The following is a 2,964-nucleotide window of genomic DNA, read 5'->3' on the forward strand; positions in this document are numbered from 1 at the left end:
CCGTCTCCGCTGCCGACATCCAAGTCGGCCCCTGGGTCGTCGCGGTGCCGGACATCGCGCCTATTGTGGTGCCCGTGCCGATGGGCTCCGAGGCTGCGCCGCTGCCTGCCCTCCCTTACCCCCTCGTATGGGCGACGCCTTTCGTGCCTCCGGCGCCCGCCCCTGCTCCCGCGCCCGCTGCGGCTCCCGCACCGGCGCCGGTCCACGTTCCGCCCGCTCCGGCTCCGGTCCGCGTCCAGCCTCCGGCTCCCGCGCCGGTGCGTCACGTCGCCAACTGCACGGAGGCCCGCCAGCTGGGTGTCGCGCCGATCTACCGCGGGGATCCCCTCTACCGGCCGGCGCTTGACCGGGACAACGACGGCATCGCCTGCGAGTGAGTCACCGTTGAACCGGAGCTGAGGGGGTCGGCCACTGCTGTGGTCGGCCCCCTCAGTCGTTCAGGGCAGGAAATCTCTCAGGTAACCCCGAGCTCTGAGCCGGTACTGTCCAACGGTTGCCGGCCATGCGCTTCGCCGCGACCGGGACGTGGACACCCGGCCCCCCGACCAGAGACGCTCGGCAGGCCCCGTGCGTGGGAGAAACGGACATCGATGTGATCACCCTTGCCGCAGCACCGCCGGTCGAACCCTCGGCGGGGTACAGCGGATTCATCGGGTGGGTCCTGGACCTCATGGAGACGCTGGGCGAGCTCGGCGTGGGCCTGGCGATCCTGCTCGAGACGTTCCTGCCACCGATCCCGTCCGAGGCGGTGCTGCCCGGGGCGGGGTTCCTCGCCTACGAGGGGCGGATGAGCTTCTCCCTCGCCTGGGCGGCGGCCACCGCGGGCGCGCTGATCGGCGCCTGGATCTGGTACGCCGTCGGAGCCGCGCTCGGACGCGATCGCACCAGGCGCCTGGTGGGCAGGATCCCGCTGCTCGACTACGAGGACTTCGACAAATCTGAGGCCTTCTTCCAGCGGTGGGGCGGCGTGGCCGTGCTGCTGGGGCGCTGTGTGCCCCTGGTGCGCTCGTTCGTCTCCATACCCGCGGGGATCAGCCGGATGCCTGTCACGCACTTCACGGCGTACACGCTCATCGGATCCGGGGTGTGGAACGCGATCTGGATTGGCGCGGGGTTCGTGTTCGGCCCGGCGATCAAGCCCGCACTGGAGCGGTGGAGTGGAGTGCTGTCCAACGCGGTGCTGGCGATCATCGCAATCCTGATCGTCTGGTTTGTGGTCAAGCGCGTACGGCGGCTGATCGAGCGCCAACGCGCCGTGAGCGTGCACTGAGCGCGCCTGGGTCGTCTCGTGCGCTTGAGAGGTGGGCCGCTACCGCTCGTCCCTGTTCGTCCCCGCGACAGGGTACGGGCCGCGCTGGACGCGCCCCCTCGTCGAGTGGTCGCACTTGACGGAGATCGGAAAACCCCACCTGGGAGAATGCGATCAAGAGTGACCCCGCGACGGGTGGTGACCCGGTGCCGGCGCCGATGATGAGGTGGATCGCCCGGTCGCCGGTCCGCCCGGTTATCGGGTCGCCCCGGTCGCCCGGGTTCTTCGAGTCATCGGTCCGCTCGGGGCATCGGGTCGCGCAACGCACGCCGGGGCATGGGATCCGAAGGGTACGACGTGCCGCGAGGGTGAAAGTCGTACCGTCGATTTCATGACCGAGCAGCAGCCGTACGAGGTGGTCCAGCGGTACCCGGAGTTCGAGCTGCGGCGCTATCCCTCTCATGCGGTGGCGGAGGTATCCGTTCGCGGATCCTTCGGCAACGCCGGCAACCAGGCATTCAGGTCACTCTTCAGGTACATCACCGGTCACAACGAGTCGGCTGGGTCCGTCGCCATGACAGCACCTGTCGTCCAGGAGCCGCCCAGCTCGGAGAAGGTCGCCATGACCGCACCTGTGGTCCAGACCCAGGCGGACGACGGCGCGCACGTCGTGGCCTTTGTGCTGCCCGCATCGCTGACCGCTGCGACCGCGCCAGTGCCCACCGACCCTCAGGTTCGACTCAGGCAGGTGCCCGATCGCGTCGCGGCAGCGGTCCGGTACTCAGGACTGTGGAGCGAGTCGAGCTATCGTCGGCACTTGGCCGAGCTCGAGGCCGGGATCGCCCGGGCCGGGCTGATCGCGACGGGGCCACCGAGGTTCGCCCGGTTCGACCCGCCCTTCCGACCGTGGTTTCTGCGGCGCAACGAGGTCCTTCAGGACGTGGAGTGGCCCGTCAGCGACTGAGCAGGGTCAGCGGTACCCGGGGTCGGACTCACCGATGGTGGAAGATGCCGGCCTTGTCGTCGTCGTCCATTCCAGATACCCCCGGCGGGGACGCGAACGGGTCGATCACAATGGCACCACTGATCGGGCGGAGGCATTCTGGACGTCATGCCAGCCGACCCCAGCCAGCCCGCGTCCAGCTCCGCCGTCGGGCCTTCCACCCCGCCCAGCTCCGCCGCCGACCTTCCCTCTGACGGGAAGGTGGGCCTGCGCGTCTTCGTGGAACCCCAGCAGGGCGCCACCTACGCCGATCAGCTCGCGGTCGCCCGCGCGGCGGAGGACCTGGGTTACGAGGCGTTCTTCCGCTCGGACCACTACCTCAAGATGGGCGGCGTTAGCGGCCTGCCCGGTCCCACTGACGCCTGGTTGACCCTGGCCGGCCTGGCCCGGGAGACCAGCTCCATCCGGCTCGGCACTCTGTTGACCTCGGTCACCTTCCGGCACCTCGGTCCGTTGGCGATCTCTCTCGCGCAGGTCGACCAGATGTCCGGGGGGCGCCTGGACGTGGGCCTCGGTGCGGGGTGGTACGCGGACGAGCACACCGCCTACGGCATCCCGTTCCCGCCCATCGGCGAGCGGTTCGACATGCTCGAGGACACCCTCGGAGCCCTGGAGACCCTGTGGTCGACGCCCGAGGGAGAGACGGTCACGGTGCGCGGCAAGCGCATCGATCTAGTCGACTCGCCGGGCCTACCCAAGCCGCTGCAGCAGC

General features: G+C 69.6%; 4 protein-coding genes. All 4 read left to right on the forward strand.

Annotated features, from left to right (window positions below; genetic code table 11):
* Positions 1 to 80 precede the first annotated feature (80 nt).
* Positions 81 to 377: an excalibur calcium-binding domain-containing protein gene (locus G6027_RS18145; protein WP_182638341.1), complete on the forward strand. Its 297-nt coding sequence runs from the start codon at positions 81 to 83 to the stop codon at positions 375 to 377.
* A gap of 215 nt (positions 378 to 592) precedes the next feature.
* Positions 593 to 1,270 carry a VTT domain-containing protein gene (locus G6027_RS18150; protein ID WP_182638337.1) on the forward strand — a complete coding sequence of 226 codons (678 nt, stop codon included), beginning with the start codon at positions 593 to 595 and terminating at the stop codon, positions 1,268 to 1,270.
* 370 nt (positions 1,271 to 1,640) lie between these two features.
* The gene (locus tag G6027_RS18155; RefSeq protein WP_182638338.1) at positions 1,641 to 2,213 is read left to right on the forward strand and encodes a heme-binding protein; all 573 of its coding nucleotides are present in this window, start codon (positions 1,641 to 1,643) and stop codon (positions 2,211 to 2,213) included.
* Between the two features lie 240 nt (positions 2,214 to 2,453).
* Positions 2,454 to 2,964: LLM class flavin-dependent oxidoreductase (locus tag G6027_RS18160; protein WP_346995794.1), on the forward strand; the 511-nt coding region annotated here is incomplete at its 3' end.

This window comes from Dietzia sp. SLG310A2-38A2, assembly GCF_014145095.1.
Classification (GTDB): domain Bacteria; phylum Actinomycetota; class Actinomycetes; order Mycobacteriales; family Mycobacteriaceae; genus Dietzia.

Bases quoted from the DNA above. Each gene is read 5' to 3' on its own strand.
- G6027_RS18145 (WP_182638341.1), top strand. From the start codon at position 81: ATGGGCTCCGAGGCTGCGCCGCTGCCTGCCCTCCCTTACCCCCTCGTA.
- G6027_RS18155 (WP_182638338.1), top strand. From the start codon at position 1,641: ATGACCGAGCAGCAGCCGTACGAGGTGGTCCAGCGGTACCCGGAGTTC.